The 18,243-nt window shown below is 74.4% G+C and carries 19 protein-coding genes; 10 read left to right on the top strand and 9 right to left on the bottom strand.

From position 1 onward, the window contains the following. Positions 1-518: 518 nt before the first annotated feature. Both Sco07f_RS30805 and Sco07f_RS30800 read right to left on the bottom strand, forming a co-directional pair. On the bottom strand, positions 519-1,760 hold the full coding sequence (locus Sco07f_RS30805; RefSeq protein WP_108989742.1) for a cytochrome P450: 1,242 nt from the start codon (positions 1,758-1,760) through the stop codon (positions 519-521). Positions 1,761-1,844: 84 nt separating this feature from the next. Then, positions 1,845-2,258 (bottom strand): SRPBCC family protein, encoded by a 414-nt coding sequence (locus Sco07f_RS30800; RefSeq protein ID WP_007446468.1) that lies wholly within the window; start codon positions 2,256-2,258, stop codon positions 1,845-1,847. Between the two features lie 168 nt (positions 2,259-2,426). Between Sco07f_RS30800 and Sco07f_RS30795 the strand changes: the two genes are divergently transcribed. Continuing rightward, complete coding sequence (locus Sco07f_RS30795) at positions 2,427-3,644, top strand: PP2C family protein-serine/threonine phosphatase (protein WP_167468275.1); 1,218 nt, start codon at positions 2,427-2,429, stop codon at positions 3,642-3,644. Between the two features lie 68 nt (positions 3,645-3,712). Here the strand turns inward: Sco07f_RS30795 and Sco07f_RS30790 are convergent, their stop codons facing one another. Further along, positions 3,713-4,024, bottom strand: coding sequence for a hypothetical protein (locus tag Sco07f_RS30790; protein WP_007446429.1), 312 nt, complete (start codon positions 4,022-4,024; stop codon positions 3,713-3,715). 166 nt (positions 4,025-4,190) lie between these two features. On the opposite strand from Sco07f_RS30790, the gene Sco07f_RS30785 reads away from it, so the two are divergent. From Sco07f_RS30785 to Sco07f_RS30775, 3 genes are read left to right on the top strand one after another with little or no spacing between them, the layout of a single operon-like run. Then, entirely contained in the window at positions 4,191-4,901 is a 711-nt protein-coding gene (locus tag Sco07f_RS30785; protein WP_087792408.1) for a nucleotidyltransferase domain-containing protein, read from the top strand. Next, a complete protein-coding gene (locus Sco07f_RS30780) occupies positions 4,898-5,215 on the top strand; it encodes a BON domain-containing protein (protein ID WP_007446434.1) in 318 nt (105 codons plus the stop codon). Before Sco07f_RS30785 ends, Sco07f_RS30780 begins: the two co-directional genes overlap by 4 nt. Further along, entirely contained in the window at positions 5,212-5,937 is a 726-nt protein-coding gene (locus Sco07f_RS30775; RefSeq protein ID WP_042825625.1) for a metallophosphoesterase family protein, read from the top strand. The genes Sco07f_RS30780 and Sco07f_RS30775 overlap by 4 nt, the downstream gene beginning before the upstream one ends. Before the next feature lie 93 nt (positions 5,938-6,030). Here the strand turns inward: Sco07f_RS30775 and Sco07f_RS30770 are convergent, their stop codons facing one another. Further along, on the bottom strand, positions 6,031-6,675 hold the full coding sequence (locus Sco07f_RS30770) for a GNAT family N-acetyltransferase (protein ID WP_164139757.1): 645 nt from the start codon (positions 6,673-6,675) through the stop codon (positions 6,031-6,033). Between the two features lie 128 nt (positions 6,676-6,803). Between Sco07f_RS30770 and Sco07f_RS30765 the strand changes: the two genes are divergently transcribed. From Sco07f_RS30765 to Sco07f_RS30750, 4 genes are all read left to right on the top strand, one after another. Next, complete coding sequence (locus Sco07f_RS30765) at positions 6,804-9,296, top strand: nitrate reductase (protein WP_108989741.1); 2,493 nt, start codon at positions 6,804-6,806, stop codon at positions 9,294-9,296. Continuing rightward, positions 9,293-9,784, top strand: coding sequence for a hypothetical protein (locus Sco07f_RS30760; RefSeq protein ID WP_108989740.1), 492 nt, complete (start codon positions 9,293-9,295; stop codon positions 9,782-9,784). The genes Sco07f_RS30765 and Sco07f_RS30760 overlap by 4 nt, the downstream gene beginning before the upstream one ends. Before the next feature lie 154 nt (positions 9,785-9,938). Next, positions 9,939-10,472: a DoxX family membrane protein gene (locus tag Sco07f_RS30755; RefSeq protein WP_042825624.1), complete on the top strand. Its 534-nt coding sequence runs from the start codon at positions 9,939-9,941 to the stop codon at positions 10,470-10,472. A gap of 96 nt (positions 10,473-10,568) precedes the next feature. Continuing rightward, on the top strand, positions 10,569-11,132 hold the full coding sequence (locus Sco07f_RS30750) for a hemerythrin domain-containing protein (RefSeq protein ID WP_007446442.1): 564 nt from the start codon (positions 10,569-10,571) through the stop codon (positions 11,130-11,132). 99 nt (positions 11,133-11,231) lie between these two features. Here the strand turns inward: Sco07f_RS30750 and Sco07f_RS30745 are convergent, their stop codons facing one another. After that, positions 11,232-12,269, bottom strand: a complete 1,038-nt coding sequence (locus tag Sco07f_RS30745) for an NAD-dependent epimerase/dehydratase family protein (protein WP_108989739.1) — start codon at positions 12,267-12,269, stop codon at positions 11,232-11,234. A 524-nt stretch (positions 12,270-12,793) separates the two neighbouring features. Here Sco07f_RS30745 and Sco07f_RS30740 point away from each other — a divergent pair. Continuing rightward, a complete protein-coding gene (locus Sco07f_RS30740) occupies positions 12,794-14,014 on the top strand; it encodes an MFS transporter (protein ID WP_244942170.1) in 1,221 nt (406 codons plus the stop codon). A gap of 39 nt (positions 14,015-14,053) precedes the next feature. On the opposite strand, the gene Sco07f_RS30735 is transcribed toward Sco07f_RS30740, so the two are convergent. Next, complete coding sequence (locus Sco07f_RS30735; protein ID WP_087792401.1) at positions 14,054-14,581, bottom strand: hypothetical protein; 528 nt, start codon at positions 14,579-14,581, stop codon at positions 14,054-14,056. Positions 14,582-14,814: 233 nt separating this feature from the next. Between Sco07f_RS30735 and Sco07f_RS30730 the strand changes: the two genes are divergently transcribed. Next, positions 14,815-16,083, top strand: a complete 1,269-nt coding sequence (locus tag Sco07f_RS30730; RefSeq protein WP_108989872.1) for an SLC13 family permease — start codon at positions 14,815-14,817, stop codon at positions 16,081-16,083. A 33-nt stretch (positions 16,084-16,116) separates the two neighbouring features. Here the strand turns inward: Sco07f_RS30730 and Sco07f_RS30725 are convergent, their stop codons facing one another. The 3 genes from Sco07f_RS30725 to Sco07f_RS30715 form a co-directional block, all read right to left on the bottom strand. Beyond that, complete coding sequence (locus Sco07f_RS30725) at positions 16,117-16,884, bottom strand: maleylpyruvate isomerase family mycothiol-dependent enzyme (protein ID WP_108989737.1); 768 nt, start codon at positions 16,882-16,884, stop codon at positions 16,117-16,119. Positions 16,885-16,978: 94 nt separating this feature from the next. Further along, positions 16,979-17,302, bottom strand: a complete 324-nt coding sequence (locus Sco07f_RS30720; RefSeq protein ID WP_007446477.1) for a hypothetical protein — start codon at positions 17,300-17,302, stop codon at positions 16,979-16,981. 246 nt (positions 17,303-17,548) lie between these two features. After that, complete coding sequence (locus Sco07f_RS30715; RefSeq protein ID WP_108989736.1) at positions 17,549-18,097, bottom strand: GNAT family N-acetyltransferase; 549 nt, start codon at positions 18,095-18,097, stop codon at positions 17,549-17,551. Positions 18,098-18,243: the final 146 nt, after the last annotated feature.

Raw genomic sequence — 18,243 nt, 5'->3', positions numbered from 1 at the left:
GGCACGAACGGCGAATTCCCCGGCGGTCCGTCCTGACACTGCACCAACCGAGTGGTCGTCAGATGCGGGCCCTGTTCCGGTTCCCAAAGACGCCGTCCGCCCCGCCGCGCGGGGCGACGGGGCGGACGGGTTGCGGACGGTCCGTCAGCACGGTGTGGTTGCCATCAACTTCTCGAAGGAAGCCATGCAGTCCGGGCAGTGTCGCGCCCGTTCACCGTCGGATGCTTCTCTGCGTTCGCGGAGCTGCTGTCCGCAGAGTGTGGCCGCGGCCTGTTTGGCCAACACGTGCCACACCAACGCTCCGCCCGCCTTCTCCGGGCCCACGCACATTTCGTACATGATCGGCCTCCCAGCCTGGACGCCGCTGACACCCTCCAGGAGACACCGGTTCGGCCGTGACCAGTAGCGCGCGGGGTCCATTCGGGTGACGGCCGCTTCGGCCGCCCGGGACGGCCGCACACCCGGACGGCTGCAAACGATCAGCCAACCGGGCCTGCACGGGTGCGCGTGACCCGGCGTCAGGGTGCGCGTACGCCGGTGACGACGAAGCCGCTGCGGGGGCGGGTCGGCACGCGGCGCAGCGGGATGCGCAGGTCCTGTGCGGGGACCGTGCACTCCAGGCGCGCCAACCGCACCGCCAGCGCCTCCAGCAGCCCGACGGTGACGCGTTCGCCGGGGCAGCGGTGGCCCGCGGCGGGGTCGCCGCCGCCCTGCGGGATCAGCTCGTCGGGGCCGGGTGGCCGGTCGAGGAACCGTTCGGGCCGGAAGGTGTACGGGTCGCCCCACAGCTCCTCGTCGTGGTGCTGCCCGTAGACGTCGAGCAGCAGGATGCCGCCGGCCGGGACGGACTCGCCGTGCCAGGTGAGCTCGGTGACGGTCCGGCCCCCGAGGAACGGGGCGAACGGGTAGAAGCGGCGCACCTCGTGCGCGAAGGCCGTGGCGAAGGCGGCGTCGCCCGCGCGCAGCCGCTCCCGGTGGGCCGGCCACCGGTGCAGGGCGTGGGCGGCGAAGGCCACGAACCAGCTCACGGCGACGGTGGGGCGCAGGACGTTCAGCAGTTCCACCGCCGCCGTCCGGGGGTCCAGCGGGCCTTGCCCCGTGTCGCGATGCCGGGCGACCCGCTCGAGGACCGAATCCTCGAGGGCGGCGACCTCGCCCGACCTGACCTCCTCGATCAGGCCCGCCATCCGGGTCTCCTGCCGGGTGCGGGCACGGCGGGCCCGCAGATGGCGCGGGCCCGGGGTGGCGAAGCCGTCGACCATCGCGACGAGGTCCCGTGCCAGGGTCTGCGGGTCGACGGCCCGGGGCGGGACGCCCGCCCACTCGCAGACCCCACGGGTGAGCACGACGGCCGCCTCGTCGAACAGCATGACGCGCTCGCGCCCGCTCCAGGAACGCACGGCCTCGTCCCAGGCCTCTGTGACGTGTTCGGTCAGGCGGGCGACACGGCCGGCTTCGAGCAGCGGTAGGAAGAGTTCCTTGCGCGTGCGGTGGGCGACGCCGTCGAGGGTGTGGACCGCGCCCTGTCCGAACAGCGTGTCCAGGACCGGTGCGGGGATCGCGCCGTGGCGGTGGACGTGTGACTCGTCGTAGAAGAAGCGGACGGCGTCCGGTCCCCGTACGGCGAGTGCGGGCCTGCCGAGCAGTCGGGTGCGCAGCACGGAACGGGTGCTGTCGCGCATGCGGTCGGGCAGCCAGGCGTAGCCCTCGACGAGCAGTGCCGGGGTGCGGTCCATCAGCGGGCGGCGGTGAGCGTCCATGGCGCGTGGGTGCCCCGGGGTCGCACGCGGACACCCCGGACCGGCGAGGGCGGCGGCCGGACCGCCACCCTCCGGCTCCGTTCGTCAGCCGGCCGCGTTGTCGGTGCGCATCCTCACCTGCTCCTCCAGGCGTCGCAGGCTGCCGTCGAGTGCCTCGGCCACCGTCCGCTGCCCCGGGTCGTGGCCCTCGTCGAAGAACGACAGGTGCACCGTGACCTCGCTGGCTCCGCTGTCGAGCCCGGCGACCTGAAGCCAGCCGGCGTAGCTGCCCTGCTCGCGGGTGCCCCACTCGAGTCGCATCTGCTCGGGCCGGGCGCTCAGCAGGGCCGAGGTGTCGTGGCCGGTGCGGTCCTCGTGCACCGTGACGGCGGGCGGGTCCTCCGGCTCCACGTGCAGGTCCCGGGGCAGCCAGGTCTCCAGCTGGCCGACGTTCGCGGCCTGGTCGAAGACCTGCTCGGGCTGGGCGGGCATGGTGCGGGAACGCTCGTACTCGGTCATGCTGCACCACTCCTCGGCGTTCGGGGTCGTCCGTGGTGACGCGTGCCCCTTCTGCCGGGACCGAAGCGCCGCACGGACGACCGGCCCGAGGGGCGGGGCGGGACGAGCGGTGCCAGACTGCGGGACATCGTCCCCCGCCGCGGCGGGCTCCCGACGAGAGGAGGCGAGGTGTCCACGCCGGACCCGGACGACGCGGCGCTGCGGCGATTGCTCGCCGATCCGGCCCACCTCACCCTGGACCTGCGCGACGCCACGGCCCGTTCCACCAAGGCCCTGGGGCTGCGGCACGCCGTCGTCTACCTCGTCGACATCCAGCAGCGCCGCCTCGTCCCCCAGACGGCCGTGGCACCGGCGCTCCCGGTGGACGGCTCCCTGGCGGGATGGGCGTACCGCACACAGTCGCTCCGGGTGGAGGAGTCCCGGACGGGAGGCGGCATCACCGCCTGGTTCCCGCTCCTCGACGGCGCCGAGCGGCTCGGCGTCCTGGCCGTCGACGAGTGCGCCCTCACCGCGTCCTCGCTGACCCGCGGCCGGGCGCTCGCCTCGCTGCTCGCCATGGTGATCACGTCCAAGCGGGCGTACGAGGACTCCTTCGTCCTGCGTACCCGTACCGAGCGGATGCAGCTTCCGGCCGAGATGCTCCGCGCCCTGCTGCCGCCGCGCACCATCGGCGACGGCAACGTCGTGTCGACGGCCGTGCTCGAACCGGCCTACGAGATCGGTGGCGACGCCTTCGACCACTCGCTCACCGACACCACGCTCCACGTGGCCGTCCTGGACGCCATGGGGCACGACCTGGCCTCCGGACTCACCACCACCGTCTCGCTCGCGGCCTGCCGCAATGCCCGGCGTATCGGCCTGCGCCTGCCCGAACTCGTACGGAGTGTGGACGAGGCCCTGTCCAGCTGGCTCCCGGACAAGTTCTGCACGGGTGTCATCGCGCAGCTGGACCTCGTCACCGGGCTGCTGCACTGGGTCAACTGCGGTCACCCGGCGCCCATTCTGATCCGCGACAAGCGGTTGATCATCGACGCCATGGAGCATGACGCGGACCCGCCCATGGGCATGCCCTCCCTGCTCACCTCCCAGCCGCGCCGGACGCACGAGATCGCGCTTGAGCCCGGGGACCGGGTGCTGATGTACACCGACGGCGTCGTGGAGGCCCGGACCCGGGAGGCCAAACTGCTGGGCCTCGAACGCTTCGCCGACTACGTCATCCGGGCCACGGCCGGCGGCGAACTGGCGCCGGAGTCGTTGCGCCGTCTGATCCACTCGATCCTGGACGCGCAGGAGGGCCGGCTGCGGGACGACGCGACGCTGCTGATGTTCGAGTGGCGGCCGCCCCCGAAGGGCGGGCGGCGGTTCCCGCGCCCACTGCCCGACTGACGGCGGCGGGTGGGCAGACGAGCGGGCGGGCGGGAGCAGGCCCCGGCCGGCCCGCGCCGGTGTCCGCCTCACACGGAATGTCCCCGTGCGCGCAGCCAGGCGTGCACGGTCTCCTTGTCCGACGGTGTGATCCGGACGGGTCCCGGAACGTAGGGACCCTCGTCCTCGCCGAAGCCGGTGTCCGTCACCCTGGCGGTGACCCAGGTGGCCAGGTCCTGCGCGGCCCGTTCGGACAGCGCGCCCCGTTCCCATCCGTCCCGGGCCTCGCCCGCGGCCTCGGAGTCGTGCCGTTCGGTCTCCTCGAGCCACGCCGCCACCAGCCGTTCCACGGTCGGGTGGCCGCCGGGGCCCGTCCCCTGTCGTACGTGCTCGTCGCTCATTGCGGCCGAGTGCCCGCGATCCCCGCGGGACCCACCCGGCGACGGGCCTCGGTGTCGGCGGTACGGCGCCGGGTACCCGCGTGCACAGGGGTGGACCGGTCCGTGGGGTGGGCCGGTCGTTCCGCCCCGCGACGGCGACGGCCCGGAACCCGGAAAGAGGACGACGATGAGGCAGCCCGCCGACGACCACGCCCCCGGCAGCCGCGCCGGCGTCTCCGAGCTGCGTCCGGCCGCCGGTGAGGCGGTGTCCGGCCCCCGGCACGGGGCACCGCACGAGGATCTCCCGCTCGACCGCAACCAGGCGATCCTCCAGGCCGCCAAGCAGGTGGGGTCGATCCTCAAGAAGGCGGAGCAGCCGTTCGCGCTGGCCGGGAGCGTCGCCGTCTACGCCCACGGCGGGACCCAGAACCTCCAGCACGACGTCGACTTCTGCATCCGGCCCGAGGACGCGGACGCCGTCGCCGCGACGCTGCGGGAGGCGGGGCTGGCGGTCTACACGCCGCCGGAGGACTGGCTACTCAAGGCGGACTGCCTGGGGCAGCAGGTCGACCTCATCTTCGAGCTGGCGCACGAGCCCGTGACGACGGGGCTGCTGGCCCGGGCCGGGGAACTGTCGGTCGACTCGGTGCTGATGCCGGTCCTGGCGCCGACGGATCTGCTGCGCGGTCTGCTGGCGGCCTTCTCCGAGCACCACTGCGACTTCGGCGCGGTACTGCCGATCGCCCGCACGCTGCGCGAGAAGATCGACTGGGAGGCGCTGCGGCGGGACTGCGGCGACGCTCCGATGCCCGCCGCGTTCTTCTTCATCCTCGAACGGCTGGAGATCATCGCCCCGGCCGGTTCCGCGGCCACCGCCCCGAAGGAGGAGCAGCCATGAGCGATCCCGTCGGACACCAGGGCCCCGCGGCGAGCGGCCCCGCCTCCGCGGGCGGGAGCCCCGAGGCCCCCGAGAACGCCGAATACCGTGTGGCCCATCTCCAGGAGCGGCTCGCCGCGGAGGAGTTGGGCGAGCTAGGCGTACGGGCCGAGTTCCGCGCCGGGGCGGTCGCGGTCACGGGCACCGTGCCCTCGGCGCGGTGCCGGGAGACGGTGCTGCGCCTCGCCCGCGAGGAGCTGGCCGGGCTGACGGTGCACACGGACGTCGTGGTGGCGGAGACCGACCGCCCCGACCATGCGGAGGAGCTGTGGTGATCCGCGTCGCCGCCGTCGGGGACATCCACATGGGACCCGACAGCCAGGGCCTGCTGCGCCCCGCCTTCGAGACCCTGCCCGACTGTGCCGACCTGCTGCTCCTGGCCGGGGACCTCACCCGGCACGGCACACCGGAGGAGGCACGGGTGGTCGCCCGGGAGGTGCGCGGCCTGCCGGTGCCGGTGGTCGCGGTCCTCGGCAACCACGACCACCACGACGAGCGGCCCGAGACGGTCACCTCCATCCTCCGGGAGGCCGGGGTGAGGGTCCTGGAGGGCGAGGGCACGGTCGTGGAGTGCGCGGGGGGCAAGGTGGGCATCGCCGGGACCAAGGGCTTCGGCGGCGGGTTCGTCGGGCGCAGCGCGGGCGAGTTCGGCGAGCCGGTGATGAAGGAGTTCGTGCGCACCACACGCCGCTCGGCGGACAGTCTGCACGCCGCGCTGAAGGGTCTGGACGAGGAGGGCTGCGCGGCGCGGGTGGCACTGACCCACTTCTCCCCCGTCGCCGACACCCTCGCCGGGGAGCCGCCGGAGATCCACCCGTTCCTCGGGAGCTATCTGCTGGCCGAGGCCATCGACACGGCCGGCGCCGACCTGGCCGTCCACGGCCACGCCCACATGGGTGCGGAGCACGGGATGACGGCGGGCGGAGTCCGGGTGCGCAACGTGGCGCAGCCGGTCATCCGCCGGGCCTTCAACGTCTACCGGCTGGGCGCGGCCTGACCGCCCCCGGGCCGTCAGATCGGTGCCGCTCGTCGGGTCGGTGCCGCTCGTCAGATCGGTACCGCTCGTCAGGTCGGTGCCGGGTCCCGCCCGTCAGGTCCGTGCCGTCTCCCGCGTCGTACGCCCGAGGCAGGTCACGTCGGCGGGGTCGAGGCCCGCGGCGGCGATCTCGTGGAAGCCGAGCCGGTCGTAGAAGGCCCTGGCCGGTGTGTTGGCCGTCGCCATGACCAGGTGGACGGCCGGGACGCCGCGGTCCCGCAGGGCACTCCAGAAGGTCCGCATCAGCGCCCGGCCGTGGCCCTGTCCCTGCCAGTCGGGGAGCAGGTCGATGTGCAGGTGGGCCGGGTAGGCGGCCAGCTCGGGGACGACCATGCGCTCCGGGTCGTGCAGCAGCCCGGCCATGACCTCGTCCGGGGTACGGGCGGCGGGCGGGGCCTGCGGTGCCGGGTAGCGGCCGGCGACCCGCGGCAGCCACTTGGTCCGGAACTCCTCGGCGAAGCGCGCGGTGTCCGCCGTGCCGAGGATGTAGCCGACCGCACGGCCCTCTCCGTCGTCCAGGACGAAGGCCAGGTCCGGGTCGAGGTGGACGTAGGGCGCGGCGAAGACGGCGGGCAGCACGGCGGGGTCGGCGTACACGGGCCGGCTGTCGCGGCCGTTGTGCGCGGTCCGGATGCAGATGTCGTCGAGGGCCGGGGCGTCGGCGGGGCGATAGGGGCGTACGGAGGCAGTCGCTGTCACCGCAGCATCCTGCCCGGCTGGGAGCGCTCCCACAAGTGGTGCGCTTCGATCTCCCGCGCCCGGGTACCCGGCGGCCCGCAGTGCGGCGGAACGACGGAACGCGGACGGCAGTGGGCAGGAGACCGGCGATGGAGGACGTGACGGACCGGATCGCTCGACCGTGGGGCGCCAGGGCGCCCTTCGGGCGGCACGAGACGTGGCCGGCCCGGGTGGACACGTTCCTCGCGGACGGAGTGGACCCCGAGTCGGTGCAGCGCTGGGTGCAGTCCGCGTCCATCCTGCACTCGGACGGCGACGCCATGGACATCGCGGTGGCCGACGGCCGCATGGTGGGCGTGCGGGGCCGGGAGGTGGACCGGGTCAACCGGGGACGGCTCGGCCCGAAGGACCTCTTCGGCTGGCAGGCGAACGCCTCCCGGGACCGGTTGACCCGCCCGCTGGTACGGCGGAGCGGACGGCTGGTGGAGACCGACTGGGACACGGCGATGGACCTGGTGGCCGCCCGCTCCCGCGAACTGCTGGACGAGCGCGGGCCGGGCTCGATCGGCTTCTACACCAGCGGCCAGCTGTTCCTGGAGGAGTACTACACGCTCGCGGTCCTGGCCCGCGCCGGCATCGGCACCAACCACCTCGACGGCAACACCCGGCTGTGCACGTCCACGGCCGCGGAGGCGCTGAAGGAGACCTTCGGCTGCGACGGGCAGCCCGGCAGCTACGACGACTTCGACCACGCCGACGTGATCGCGCTGTTCGGCCACAACATCGCCGAGACCCAGCCCGTGCAGTGGATGCGTCTCCTGGACCGCTTCGAGGGGGCCGACCCGCCGCGCCTGCTGTGCGTGGACCCGCGCCCCACCCGCGTCGCCGAACACGCCGCCGTCCACCTCGCGCCGCGCGGCGGCACCAACGTCGCCCTGCTCAACGCGCTGCTGCACGAGACGATCCGGCACGAGCGGATCGACCGCGACTACATCGCGGCGCACACCGTCGGCTTCGACGAACTGGCCGCCCGGGTGGCCGACTGCACGCCCAGGTGGGCGGCGGAGATCTGCGACGTGCCCGCCGCCCGGATCGAGGAGGCGGCCGAACTCGTCGGCACCACCGACGCGTTGGTCTCGACCGTGCTCCAGGGCGTCTACCAGTCCCACCAGGCCACCGCCGCCGCCGTCCAAGTCAACAACCTGCACCTGATCCGCGGCATGCTGGGCCGCCCCGGCGCCGGCCTGCTCCAGATGAACGGCCAGCCCACCGCCCAGAACACCCGCGAGTGCGGCGCCAACGGCGACCTGCCGGGCTTTCGCAACTGGCAGAACGACGCCCATGTCGCCGACCTCGCACGGGTGTGGAACGTCGAGCCCGAGACCATCCCGCACTTCGCGCCGCCGACCCACGCGATGCAGATCTTCCGCTACGCCGAGCAGGGCTCGCTGCGGATGCTGTGGATCAGCGGCACCAACCCCGCCGTCTCGATGCCCGAGCTGTCGCGCATCCGCTCGATCCTGTCGCAGCGGCGGCTGTTCACGATCGTCCAGGACCTGTACCTGACGGAGACGGCGCAGTTGGCCGACGTGGTACTGCCCGCCGCCACCTGGGGCGAGAAGACCGGCGCGCTCACCAACGCGGACCGCACGGTGCACCTGTCCCGCAAGGCGGTGGAGCCGCCCGGCGAGGCCAGGCCCGACCTGGACATCTTCCTGGACTACGCACGGCGCATGGACTTCCGGGACAAGGACGGCGGCCCGCTGGTCACCTGGGACGACCCCGAGTCGGCGTTCGAGGCGTGGAAGCGGTGCAGCGCGGGCCGCCCCTGCGACTACACGGGCCTGTCCTACGCCCTGCTGCGCGACACCAGCGGCATCCAGTGGCCCTGCGACGAGCGGAATCCGGAGGGCACCGCGCGCCTCTACACGGACGGCATCTCCTGGGCCCACCCCGACGTGTGCGAGAGCTACGGCAAGGACCTGGAGACCGGCGCGTCGCAGGAGGCCGTGGAGTACCGCTCCCTCAACCCGGACGGCAGGGCGATGCTGAAGGCGGCCGCCTTCTGGCCGCCGCACGAGGAGCCGGACGAGGAGTATCCGTTCCGGCTCACGACGGGCCGGACGATCTACCACTTCCACACCCGTACCAAGACCGGACGCGCTCCCCAGCTCAACGACGCCGCTCCCGACGTGTGGGTGGAGATCTCGACGGGCGACGCGGAGCGGCTCGGCCTCGGCGAGGGCGACCTGGTGGAGGTCTCCGGCAGGCGCGGCGCCCTGCGCGGGCGGCTGCGGGTGACCGGCATCCGGGCGGGGCTGCTGTTCGTGCCGTTCCACTACGGCTACTGGGACACCGCCGGCGGGTCGGGACCGGGCCCGGACGCTCCCGGGCGGGCCGCGAACGAGACGACCGTCACCGACTGGGACCCCGTCTCCAAGCAGCCCCTGTTCAAGACGGCCACGGCCGCGCTCACCCTCGTGGAACGCGGGGACGGCCGGCCCTCCCCGGCGCCCACCACGACCGCGTCGGCACCGGCCGCCACCGGCGTCGCCCCGCCCACCTCGGGCGGACCGGCGGCGCGCACGACGGAGCGGGAACCCACCGAGTTCCCGCACGCCCACGAGGAGGGCGCCCGGTGAACGGCATTACCCTGACCCTGCGCACCCTGCACCGCGGCGAACGGCACCTGGCCCACGACCTGGTGACCGTCGCCGAGCGGCACCGCACCGAGCACGAGATCCACCACGTCGCCACCGACCTCGCCCGCTGGTCCCGCGAGCACGTACGGCGGCTCGCCGAGGTCGCCGCGGAGCACGGCACGAAGCTGGGCGACCCGCCGGACCACCGCGCGGACGGCGTCTTCGCGACGCTGCGCGAGAAGGCGTCCGAGGCCGTCGCGCACCGGCCGGAGCCCGGGCTGCTGCTCCTGCGCGACCTGCGGGAGCTGCACCTCGCCGCGGCGGAGAACTCACTGCACTGGGAGATGCTGGCCCAGGCCGCCCAGGCGTCGAAGGACAGCGGACTGCTGACCCTCGCCTCCTCCTGCCATCCGCGGACACTGCGCCAGATGCGCTGGACCAACACCATGATCAAGAACTTGTCGCCCCAGCTCCTCACCAGCCTGTGACCTGCGGGTTCCCCCGCCCGGGCGGTACCGGAGAGTACCGGCTCCGCCCCGGACGCCGAATGGCGCGGGCCTTCGGGAGCACCTGATGATCCCCGTGGGGCACGCCCCGCCGATGACCCCGTTGACACCCCCTCCGAGAGAGCGAGACAGCGTCATGAGTCTTCTGCGTCTGGCCGGCCGGCCGATGCTCGCCTCCATGTTCGTCGCGGGCGGCCTGCAGTCGCTGCGCAGGCCGCAGGACGTGGCCCCGGCGGCCGAGCCGGTCGTGCGGCCGGTGGCCGACCGCGTACCGGTGCTGCCGGACAGCACCGAGCAACTCGTACGGCTCAACGGCGCCGTCCACGTGGTCGGCGGCATCATGTTCGGGCTCGGCCGCTGTCCGCGGCTGGCCGCCCTTGCCCTCGCGGTGACGCTGGTCCCCACCACGCTGGCGGCGCACCGGTACTGGGAGGCGGCGGACCCGTCCGACCGCGCCCAGCAGCGCATTCACTTCCTCAAGAACCTGTCCATGATGGGCGGGCTGCTGATCGCGGCCGACGACACGGGCAGCGCGCCCTCACTGCTGTGGCGCGGCCGGCACGCCGCCCACGACCTCCGGCACGACGCCCACCTGGTGCACCGTTCGGTCCGGACCGCCGCCGGGCCCGCGGCACGGGCGGGCGGCCTCCGGGCCAAGCTGGGTGCCTGAAACGGGCGTTAGCCCGCCCCGCGCCCGGGGACCCGGTCGTCCGTACGCCCGTGGCGGGCCGGTCCCCGGGCCGCCACGACCTTCTGGAGGTGGAGCATGGGACACGGAGGAAACGTCATCGACGAGCTGACGACCGATCACCGCGAGGTCGAGGAGCTCTTCGGCAGGATCGAGGCACTGCCGCCCGGCCACAAGGACCGCAAGCGGTACGCCGACCAGGCCACCGTCGAGCTGGTCCGGCACTCGGTGGCGGAGGAGGCCTATCTGTACCCGGCCGTCCGCGAGCACGTGCCGGGCGGCGCCGCCCTCGCGGACAAGGAGCTCGAGGACCACGCCGGGGCCGAGCAGATCATGAAGGACCTCGAGGGCCGCGCGGCGGACGACGCCGAGTTCGACCGGTTGATCGGCAAGCTGATGAGCGAGATCCGTGAGCACGTCGCCGACGAGGAGGGCAACCTGTTCCCCAGGCTCCGCGAGGCGTGCCCCGCGGACGCCCTGGACCAGTTGGGCGACAAGGTCAGGCAGGCGAAGAAGACGGCGCCGACCCGGCCGCACCCGTCCGCCCCGGACAAGCCCCCGATGAACAAGCTGCTCGCCCCCGGCGCGGGCATGGTCGACCGGGTGCGCGACGCGCTGTCGGGGCGCGGCAAGTCCGGCTGAACGGCCACGCCACCGCCGGTACCCGTGCGAGGGCCCGTCGCCAGGGCGGCGGGCCCTCGCACGCGCTCGCACGCGCCCCGGCGGGCTACGCGCGCACGCTCACGCCCACCACTCCCCCGCCCGCCCCTCCGCCGTCTCCCCGGTCGCCGTCGGGACCGGATCGGGCCGCCCGCGGAGGGCGGCGACGGTGCGTTCCAGGCCGTCCTGCCAGGTCACGCTCGGCAGCCAGCCGAAGATCTCACGGGCGAAGCCGGTGACCGGCCGGGGCTGGACGTGCCCGGCCCCGGTGTCCTCGACGAACGCCAGCGGCGAGCCGGAGCCGGTCAGCTCGATCACCAGCCTGGCGATCTCCGCGGCGGTGGGCTCCTCGTCGCCGCCGATGTCCACGGGCCGCACCGAACGGCCGGCCGCGACCAGCAGGACGCCGTCGACCATGTCGTCGACGTAGCACAGGGGGTGCCTCCGGCTGCCGTCCCCGGGGACGGTGACCGGCCGCCCGGCCAGGGCCTGCTCGATGGCGGCGGCCGGCGTCTCCGCCCCGTCCGTCCGCATGCCGGGTCCGTAGCCGGTGAACAGCCGGACGATCCCGGCGTTCGCCCCGTGGACGCCCGCGTGGGCGGCGACCAGGGCCTCGGCGAACCGGACGGCCTCGGCGCAGGCACTGTGGGGCCGGACGGGGTCGGCGTCGTCCGGCACGTCGCCGCCGCGTGCGTCGGGGCACACCGGCGGCGAGGACGCGAGCAGGAACCGGGCACCGTCCCGGCCGGCGACGGCCAGCGCGGTACGGGTGCCGACGCTCCCGGCGTCGAGGACGTCCACGGGCCGCTCCGCCCGGGCGGCCGGGGACGCGGGGCCCGCCAGGTGCAGGACCAGGTCGTAGGGTCCAGGGAGCGCATCCGCACAGCCGGGTTCCGAGACGTCCCGTTCCAGGAAGCGGAAGCCGGGGCGGCCCGACAGGTGGGCCACCTTCTCGGCGCGCCCGGTGGACAGGTTGTCCAGGCAGTCGACCTCGGCGCCCGCGTCGAGCAGCCGGGTGCACAGGTGGGAGCCGAGGAATCCGGCACCGCCGGTCACCAGGACGCGGTCCCAGGGCGCGCGGGACTCCCCCCGCGGGCTGAACGCCGCCATCGGCATCATGGGGACGACCTTTCTCCCTCGGCGGGGCGCTGACGGAGCGCCGGAGTGCGCTCACGGAGCGCTCACGGGACGCTCGCGGAGCGCTGAAGAGCGTGCCCCGGGTGCCCCGCCCGGGCGTGCGCATGCTCCGCCGTCCGTCGCCCGGATCACGCTCCGTGACCGCGGTCACGGCCGACGGGTCCCGCACCCTGGGCGTCCGGTGCTGTGATCAAGCACACTCGGCTCACCAAATCCGCCCCGGGCAGCGGTGATTGGTGCTTCCGGGCGGCGGGCGGGGACACGGTCCGGCGACGACTCGCCGGTCCGTTCTGTCACGATGGTCGGCGCCGTCTCCGGCTCAGTGGAACGGCCGCGCAGCGCAGCCGGCCCCTCGTTCCCGTCCGTATCCCCTCCGGGTCCCGTGACCCGCCTGCGAGTGGCGCCCTGTGTCTTCTTCCCCCGTCTCCGCCCCGCCGCCTCCTCCCGCCCCCGTGCCGTCCGGGCGTGCGTCCACGTCGCCGTGGCGCTCCCTGAGGTACCGCAGCATGCGCTGGTGGTCGGTCGCGAACTTCGTGTCCAACGCCGGTACGTGGATGCAGCTGACCGTGCAGAACCTGCTGGTCCTGCAGATCACCGGGTCCGCCGCCGCGACGGGTCTGTCCATGTCGGTCCAGGCCGCGCCGGCCCTGCTGATCAGCGTGTTCGGCGGTGCGGCCGTCGACCGCTGGCCACGCAGGCTGACGGCCGCGGTCAGCCAGGCGCTGCTCGGCACGGTCGCCTTCGTCACCGCGCTCATGGTGGCGCTGGACCGCCTCGACGTGACCTCCCTGATGGTGCTGGCCGCCGTCACCGGCGTCATCGCCACCGTCGACGGCCCGGCGTGTTCCCTCCTGGGCAACGACCTCGTCCCGCGCGAGGACATCCCGTCCGCGATCGGGGTGGGCGCGCTGGTGCACCAGGCGGGCCGGCTCACCGGCGCCGCGCTCGCCGGCGTGACGGTCGGCTTCCTCGGCACGGCCGCGGCGTACGCCGCCAACGGGCTGTCGTTCCTGTTCGTGGCCTCGGTGATCCCGTTCCTGCGACCGGCGCGCGGTGCGGTGAAGCACGTGGCGGCGGCCCGGGACGGCGGTACGAAGGACACCATGAGCGTGCGCGAGGGCCTGGCCTTCTTCGCTCGCCGGCCCCGGCTGCTGGCGCTGGCCGGTGTCACCGGGGTCAGCGCGGTCTTCGGCCGGAACTACCAGCTGACCCTGGCCGTGCTGGTCACCGGACCGCTCGCGGGCGGCGCGGGATCCTTCGGCACGGTCTCCACGGTGCTGGCGGTCGGCGGCATCGTGGGTGCCGTCCTCGGTGCCCGGCTGCGCCGCCCCTCCGTGCGGGTGGTGGGCGCGCTGGCGGCGGCGGGCGGGCTGCTCCAGGTGGTGGCGGGCATGTCGCCGTCGCTGGCCGTGCTGCTGGTGATGGTGCTGCCGATGGCCGTCGTGGAGTCCGTCTCCGACACCGCCGGCACGGCGGTGCTGCAGACCGACCCGCCCGCGCACATGCGGGGCCGGGTGCTCGGCGTGTGGGGCAGCATCGGCACGGTGTGGGGCCTGGGCGGGCCGCCCGCGCTGGGTCTCCTGATGGAGCTGGCCGGCGCCCGCGGCGCCCTGATCGCGGGCGGGCTGATCATCGCCGGCACGATCGGTGCGAGCCATCTGCTGCGCGAACGGCGGACCGCGGTGCCGCGGGTGTCCCCGGTGGCGAGCCTGGAGACGGCTGCCTGAGGCACGCCGGTGTCCGGGCGGGGTCCCGCCCGGCGCGGATCAGGCGACGAGGGCCTGGCCCGGATCCAGCCGGGCCACGAGCTGGGCGTGGTGCAGGTGGGCGACGGGGGCGACGAGGTCCGGGTGACGCAGCAGGGCGGCGGCCCGGCGGTCGGCCTCGTCGGGCGCGAGCAGGCGGCGGAACTCCGCGGGCGTCCCGGCCGAGGGACCGCTCTCGGCCAGCGCGGCCACGGCCGTCCCGGCCAGCGCCTGGTCGGTGAGCAGACAGGCCGCCCAGCTGGCGACGACCTCGTCCACCCAGGTCCGCCAGGCGTCCGCGTCCGGGTCGGCGGGCGTCGCGCCGTCGGCGCCGGTGATCCAGTCGAGCCGGGCGGCGCCGCCGGGTCCCGCGACGCCCAGCAGCGCCACGTCCATCGGAGTGGGGTAGCGCAGCCGGGCCGCGACCGTCACGGCCTGCCGGGCCTGCACCTCGCACAGGGCTCCGGCCAGCGCGCCGCCGGACGCCGGGTAGGCGCGCAGGAGCCACTGCGCGGTCGCCGCGATGACGGGGGAGAGATCTGTGTGCACTGCCGGGCCGTCCGAACTGCTCGTCGTGGGGAACGCGGGTCCGTGAGAACGGTAGCCCGCGGCGCCCCGCGCGGGACATGGCCCGGCTCTCGCCCGCGGCGTGGCCTCGGCCACACGGCCTCGGCCGCACCACGTCCCGCGGGGGTCGTCCCCTCTCGGGGTGCGACCCTGTATGCCGTTCGCCGATCACCGGGTTCCCACCCGGCTCACTCACCCGGTGCGGAGGAGAAGCCCTGAGTACCGCCGTCCTCTTCGAGGCCGTCCCCGTCGTCCTGCTGCTGGGCGTCCTGGCCTTCGCCGTGCTGCGCCCCCGGGGGCTGCCGGAGGCGGTGGCCGCCGTGCCCGCCGCGGTGCTGGTGGTGGCGCTCGGCGCGGTCACGCCGCGCGAGGCGTGGGAGCAGACCCGCACGCTGCTGCCGGTGGTCGTCTTCCTCGCGCTGGTGCTGACGCTGGCGTACCTGTGCGCGAAGGAGGGCCTGTTCGAGGCCGTCGGCGCGGCCGTGGCCCGCCGGTGCGGGGGAAGCCCGAACCGGCTGCTGACCGGGGTGTTCGCCGTGGCCTGCGCGGTGACGGCCGTACTGAGTCTGGACGCCACCGCCGTCCTGCTCACCCCGGTGGTCCTCGCCACCGCGTCGCGGGCCGGCGCCCGGGCCCGCCCGCACGTGTACGCGACGGCGCACCTGGCGAACTCCGCCTCGCTGCTCCTGCCGGTCTCCAACCTGACCAACCTGCTGGCGTTCACGGCCAGTGGGCTGACCTTCACCCGGTTCGCCGCGCTGATGGCGCTGCCCTGGCTGGCCGCGATCGCCGTCGAGTACGCCGTCTTCCGCCGCTTCTTCCGCGCCGACCTGGCCGAACCGGTGTCCCCCGCGCCCGCGCCGGCCACGCCGCCCGCGCCGAGGGTGCCCCGTTTCACCGTGGTCGTCGTGGCCCTCACCCTGGCCGGGTTCGCCGTGGCCTCGCCGGCCGGGGTGGACCCCGCCTGGGCGGCGCTGGGCGGCGTGCTGGTGCTCGGGGCGCGGGCGCTGGCCCGGCGCCATGTCACGCCCCGGGAGATGGCGGGCGCCGCCGCGCCGCTGTTCTGCCTGTTCGTACTGGCCCTCGGCATCGTGGTGCGGGCGGTGGTGGCGGACGGCCCGGCCGGGGAGCTGGGCCGGCTGCTGCCGGACGGGGACTCGCTGCCGGCGCTGCTCGGAGTGGCGGCGGTCGCCGCGCTGCTGGCCAACCTCGTCAACAACCTGCCGGCCGTGCTCGCCCTGCTCCCCCTGGCCGCGCCCGCCGGCCCCGCCCAGGTCCTCTCCGTGCTGATCGGCGTGAACCTGGGCCCCAACCTGACCTACGTCGGTTCGCTGGCGACCCTGCTGTGGCGGCGCATCCTGCACCGGCACGGCATCGAGGCGGAGCTGGGCCGCTTCACCCTGCTGGGGCTGCTCACCGTGCCGGCCACGGTCGCCGCCTCGACGGTGGCCCTGTGGGGGGCGCTGCGTCTCGTCGGCGTCTGACGCCCGCGCCCGCCGCCTCCGGCCGGCGCCCGGTCACTGGGTCGCTTCGACGAGGCAGCGCCGCAGCTCCGCCACGGCCTCGGGAGCACCCTCGACACTCACGCCGTCGTCCCCGCCGTCGCCCGCCCGGTTCCACAGCGACCTCAGCACGCCCTGCGGGGGGCCGCTCAGCGTCACGTCGGCCGTGCCGTCGCCCGCGCCGTCCGTGACGGTGAACTCGCCGGGACCGGTCCGCACCCGCCACGCCGCGTCGTCGCCGGCCCGCACCAGGAACGTACGCCCCGGCGACCCGTCCAGGATCTCGGTGAAGTAGTCGCCCCACTCGGCCACGGAGTACGCGGCGAACACCTTGAGCAGTTCGTCGACGCCGTCCACCGCGAGGTCGTCCGGTACGGCGGAGACGGGTCGCCCGGTGGCGAGTTCGGCGTCGATGCGGTGGACGACGGTCTCCTGCGCCATCCGCCGGATCCAGAAGCCGACGCTCTGGTCGGGGCCGTACCAGCTTCCTGCCGGGTCCTCGGGGGCGCGGGTGGCGAACTCGGCGCGCAGCTCGGTGTAGCCCCGGTCGAGCAGCGCCGTCGGCGCCTCGTCGGCGAACTCCTTCGGCGGCCAGGGCTCGGGCTCGGCCCCGTCGCGCATGGCGGCGGCCTTGTGCAGGTAGACCTCGCCGACGTGGCGGGTGAGATCGGCGACGGTCCAGCCGGGGCAGGTCGGCACCGGGGCGTCGGCGTGGGTCTCGACCAGGGCCCGCAGCCGGTCGTGGTCGGCCGCGAGGCAGTCGAGGAATCGGGAGTACTCCATGGCGCCGAGCCAAACACACGTGCGGTCCCGGAGCACGGGGTTTTCCGCACGTGATGCTGCACGGCCCGCGCGGTCTTCCCCGCGCGGGCCGTGCTCACCAGGCCGGGCTGGGGACGGCGGGGCGGCGGACCGCCTCGGCCGCGTCCCGCAGGTGCAGCGCGACGGTGATCAGGGCGCGCAGCGCGGAGGGCCGCAGGCTCTGGGCGCTCTCGGCGGCCAGCACCAGCAGACAGCCAGCCGCCTGCTCGACGACCGGGACGGAGAACGCGAAGTCGTCACCGTCGGCGCCGCGGAAGGCGCGCCACGGCGTGGCGGCGCCGTCGATGGCCTTGTGCACCGCCTGCTCCAGGTGCTGTGCGGCCTGACGGCACACGGGGGCGGGCAGAATGATCGTGCGATGAAACGCTGAACTGGTCATACTCCCATTGCTCCCCCGCGTCCGGGGTCTCCGATCGGCACACGCGACGCTTTTCACCGGGTCGGCGGCAGCCGGCCCCGTTCACCGGTCGGGCGGTGACCGCCGAGCGCCCGCGCGGCCGCACGGGGACCTGTGGACTGTCGAGGTGCTCTCGGCCAGGATCCGGGTGACCTGGCGGAGCAGCACAATGATCTCGGACGCCTCGTCCGTGCGTCCTCGGACCGCCCGCGGAGATCGTCTACGCCGTCATGCGGGGTTCGCCCATTCCTCGCGGAGCATCCCGAACAGCACGCTGTCGTAGCGCTTCCCGTCCAGCAGCACGGCCGACCGGCGGCGACCCTCCTCACGGAAACCCAACCCGGTGAAGGCGCGCACGGCGCGCTCGTTGCCGCTCCAGGTGTCCAGCTCCAGCCGGCTCAGGCCGTACGCGCCGAACAGATGGTCCACGAGCAGCCGCAGCGCGTCACTGCCGTGGCCACGGCCCCAGAACTCCCGCTCGCCGACAGTCACTCCCAGCGTGGCCACCCCGACGTACGGGTCCAAGTCCCGGTAGTCGGCCATGCCGATCACGGTTCCGCCCACCAGGTCCTCGACCGTGAACACGGCCGACTCCCTCGGATTCAGACGCAGCATGGTCTCGAAGCCGAGACCGACCGCCTCCGCCGTAACCGGGCCGAAGCACGGATCGCCGGCCGTGGCCCAGCGCACCACTTCCGGATCGTTGCGCCACCGAAGATGGTGCTCCGCATCTTCGGAACGCAGCGCACGCAGCCTCACCAACCTGCCTTCGATCATTGCGCCACTGTAATCGTCCGCAGAACCGCTGCAGCCAGCGAAGTCGGCGGCGGCTTCCGTCACTCCTCGCAGGCGGTCGCCTCGGCGCGCGCTGCGCCTGTGGCACGCGGGGGGAGCCGCGCCGTACGACGATCGGGCCGGGCGTC

Source organism: Streptomyces coelicoflavus (genome assembly GCF_003112555.1).
GTDB lineage: Bacteria > Actinomycetota > Actinomycetes > Streptomycetales > Streptomycetaceae > Streptomyces > Streptomyces coelicoflavus.
The sequence above is the reverse complement of the archived record's forward strand: the minus strand, read 5'-3'. Positions and strand labels throughout refer to the sequence as shown.